Genomic DNA, 3,857 nt, shown 5'->3' on the forward strand with positions numbered 1-3,857 from the left:
CCGCACACCAAAGGCACAAACAAAGCATTCATAGACCGACAGGTCGAAGTTCAACGACGTGGAGAACAGGACTTTAGGTCGAAGTTCAACGACGTGGGCTGTGCCCAGGCCAGCAGGCAGATTCACCGTATTGCGGTGTTCGATCATCACCCCCTTGGGCCGGCCCGTGGATGTTCGATCATCACCCCCTTGGGCCGGCCCGTGGAGCCGGCCGGAGGTGTAGATCACATAGGCCAGATGCGCCGAGGTCAGACCATTCATCGACAGATTCGACACCGACCGATCCTGCCAGTGCGACTCGTCCAGATTGATGATCGGCGCGGACGCGGTCAGTAGCAGGGTCGAGGTCGATGTCTGCGCCAGAACCGCAACCGGAGCGCTGTCTTCCAGCATATAGGCGAGACGTTCGACAGGATAAGCCGGGTCCGACAGATTCGACACCGACCGATCCTGCCAGTGCGACTCGTCCAGATTGATGATCGGCGCGGACGCGGTCAGTAGCAGGGTCGAGGTCGATGTCTGCGCCAGAACCGCAACCGGAGCGCTGTCTTCCAGCATATAGGCGAGACGTTCGACAGGATAAGCCGGGTCCAGTGGTACATTAGGCACCACCGGCCTTCAGCACCGCCAGCACCGCGACCACCATCTCCACACTGCGCTGCATGCACGCATGCAGATCGCCACACGATCATCCGGGCATACGCCCAATTCGCGTAGGTAATGCGCCAGACGGTTCGCACGTGCATTCAATTCGCCATACGTCAGCGCCACCTCGCCCTGCACCACCGCGATGGCGGAGGGTGTCCGTGCCACCTGTGCCTCGAACAGTTCGTGTACACAGGCATCGCGTGGATAATCCTTCGTCGTTGCATTCCACTCCATCAACAGCTGATGGCGCTCAGCATCGTCCAGCAACGGCAAGATCGCCACACGATCATCCGGGCATACGCCCAATTCGCGTAGGTAATGCGCCAGACGGTTCGCACGTGCATTCAATTCGCCATACGTCAGCGCCACCTCGCCCTGCACCACCGCGATGGCGGAGGGTGTCCGTGCCACCTGTGCCTCGAACAGTTCGTGTACACAGGCATCGCGTGGATAATCCTTCGTCGTTGCATTCCACTCCATCAACAGCTGATGGCGCTCAGCATCGTCCAGCAACGGCAAACATACATCCAACAAGCTGATCTTCAGCACCATCGGTCACCATCGCATCCAACAGATGCCGCCAATGGCCCATCCATCGTCGGTCACCATCGCATCCAACAGATGCCGCCAATGGCCCATCCATCGCTGCGCACCGTCGCATGCTCGAACAGCGCGGTGGCATAGGTCAGACTACCGACGATCCCCTCCTCACTCTCGACCAACGACAACGACAGGTCGAACTCGTCGCATGCTCGAACAGCGCGGTGGCATAGGTCAGACTACCGACGATCCCCTCCTCACTCTCGACCAACGACAACGACAGGTCGAACTGCGCGCTCGTCTGTGCAACACCCAATCCACTGACTGGCCTCGATTGCGCCAAGATCCAGCGCGCCCTGCGGTGTGTTCTGCCATGCGAACATCACCTGGAACAGTGGCGTATGCGCCAGACTGCGTGGCGGTTGAATCAGCTCGACGACCTGCTCGAACGGGATGTCCTGATGCGCGCCTCGATTGCGCCAAGATCCAGCGCGCCCTGCGGTGTGTTCTGCCATGCGAACATCACCTGGAACAGTGGCGTATGCGCCAGACTGCGTGGCGGTTGNACCACATCATCTTGACCAGATAGACGCGATAGCAGTGTCTCCGAACGACTACGATTGGCCACCGGACTGCCGATCACCACATCATCTTGACCAGATAGACGCGATAGCAGTAGCGCCCAACTCGCCAGGAGCGTCATGTATAGCGTCAGGCCATGGCGCTGGCTCAGCGCTTTGAGTGCCTGCGTCCGCTGCGGATCGACGACCACCTTCAGCATCGCACCGGCATGGTCCATCCTGTCTCGCTGGACGTGGAAGATCTGTCGGCAGTTCCAGCAACACCGGCGCACCGGATAGCGTCTCGCGCCAGTAGGTTGCCTGTTGCTCCAGTACATCGCCCGCCAGCCATTGGCGCTGCCAGCTTGCATAGTCGGCGTACTGGATTGGCAACGGTGCTAGCGGATCGGCTTCGCCACGTGCGAACGCCCGATACAACACGCTCAGCTCGTTGATCAAGATCCCCATCGACCATCCATCCGAGACGATGTGGTGCATGGTCACGAACAGCACGGATTCGTCGTCGGCAAGTCGTATCAGCCGACCACGAATGAGTGGACCTTGCTCCAACGAAAATGGCGCATGTGCCTCCTCTTCCAGCAGTTTCTCAAGCGCTTCCTCACGATCAGGCACACCACGCAGATCGTGAGCGATCAAATGGAAGCCGCTCTCCTCGGCAGCGATTTGCTGCAACGCCTGCCCATCCACCAACGCGAAGGTCGTGCGCAGCGACGCATGCCGGGCCACGATACGATCCAACGCACGTTGCAGTGCGTGCGCATCCAGCGCCCCGCGCAAACGCAGGCCACCGCTGATGTGATACGCCTGACTGACACCCTCGAACTGCGATAGGAACCATAGCCGCTGTTGTGCAAACGACAGCACGCGCGGCGCATCCGGCTGCAATGGCAGGATCGGCGGCAAGATCGCACCGGACGAAGAGGCCACGCAGGCGGCAAGGTCCTTCAGCGTTGCATTCGCGAACAACTCCGCTACGCCGATCTCGACACCCAATTCCTGACGCAGGCGCGAAGCAACTCGTACCGCCAACAACGAATGTCCACCGAGTGCGAAGAAGTTATCGTGCCGCCCGATGCTCTCCAGACCCAGCAGCTCACGCCAGATCGCGGCAATGGCTTGTTCGATCGCGCCCTGCGGTGCTTCATACGCAGGTGTCTCGCTGGACGTGGAAGATCTGTCGGCAGTTCCAGCAACACCGGCGCACCGGATAGCGTCTCGCGCCAGTAGGTTGCCTGTTGCTCCAGTACATCGCCCGCCAGCCATTGGCGCTGCCAGCTTGCATAGTCGGCGTACTGGATTGGCAACGGTGCTAGCGGATCGGCTTCGCCACGTGCGAACGCCCGATACAACACGCTCAGCTCGTTGATCAAGATCCCCATCGACCATCCATCCGAGACGATGTGGTGCATGGTCACGAACAGCACGGATTCGTCGTCGGCAAGTCGTATCAGCCGACCACGAATGAGTGGACCTTGCTCCAACGAAAATGGCGCATGTGCCTCCTCTTCCAGCAGTTTCTCAAGCGCTTCCTCACGATCAGGCACACCACGCAGATCGTGAGCGATCAAATGGAAGCCGCTCTCCTCGGCAGCGATTTGCTGCAACGCCTGCCCATCCACCAACGCGAAGGTCGTGCGCAGCGACGCATGCCGGGCCACGATACGATCCAACGCACGTTGCAGTGCGTGCGCATCCAGCGCCCCGCGCAAACGCAGGCCACCGCTGATGTGATACGCCTGACTGACACCCTCGAACTGCGATAGGAACCATAGCCGCTGTTGTGCAAACGACAGCACGCGCGGCGCATCCGGCTGCAATGGCAGGATCGGCGGCAAGATCGCACCGGACGAAGAGGCCACGCAGGCGGCAAGGTCCTTCAGCGTTGCATTCGCGAACAACTCCGCTACGCCGATCTCGACACCCAATTCCTGACGCAGGCGCGAAGCAACTCGTACCGCCAACAACGAATGTCCACCGAGTGCGAAGAAGTTATCGTGCCGCCCGATGCTCTCCAGACCCAGCAGCTCACGCCAGATCGCGGCAATGGCTTGTTCGATCGCGCCCTGCGGTGCTTCATACGCAGGCGCC

General features: G+C 60.5%; 6 protein-coding genes. All 6 read right to left on the bottom strand.

What is annotated here, in order from left to right; all coding sequences use genetic code 11:
• On the bottom strand, positions 1 to 558 hold a 558-nt coding region (locus tag XANALMUS060_RS22860; RefSeq protein ID WP_045739400.1), incomplete at its 3' end, for an AMP-binding protein.
• A 60-nt stretch (positions 559 to 618) separates the two neighbouring features.
• A complete protein-coding gene (locus tag XANALMUS060_RS22865) occupies positions 619 to 1,200 on the bottom strand; it encodes an AMP-binding protein (RefSeq protein ID WP_052688263.1) in 582 nt (193 codons plus the stop codon).
• 50 nt (positions 1,201 to 1,250) lie between these two features.
• Entirely contained in the window at positions 1,251 to 1,376 is a 126-nt protein-coding gene (locus XANALMUS060_RS22795; RefSeq protein ID WP_255352402.1) for a hypothetical protein, read from the bottom strand.
• 69 nt (positions 1,377 to 1,445) lie between these two features.
• Positions 1,446 to 1,703: a hypothetical protein gene (locus XANALMUS060_RS20805; RefSeq protein ID WP_161795478.1), complete on the bottom strand. Its 258-nt coding sequence runs from the start codon at positions 1,701 to 1,703 to the stop codon at positions 1,446 to 1,448.
• 132 nt (positions 1,704 to 1,835) lie between these two features.
• A complete protein-coding gene (locus XANALMUS060_RS17925) occupies positions 1,836 to 2,858 on the bottom strand; it encodes a condensation domain-containing protein (protein ID WP_235430590.1) in 1,023 nt (340 codons plus the stop codon).
• On the bottom strand, positions 2,741 to 3,857 hold a 1,117-nt coding region (locus XANALMUS060_RS17930), incomplete at its 5' end, for a condensation domain-containing protein (protein WP_152640591.1). The genes XANALMUS060_RS17925 and XANALMUS060_RS17930, both read right to left, overlap by 118 nt.

The organism is Xanthomonas sp. MUS 060, from assembly GCF_000963215.1.
In the GTDB taxonomy this organism is placed as follows: domain Bacteria; phylum Pseudomonadota; class Gammaproteobacteria; order Xanthomonadales; family Xanthomonadaceae; genus Xanthomonas_A.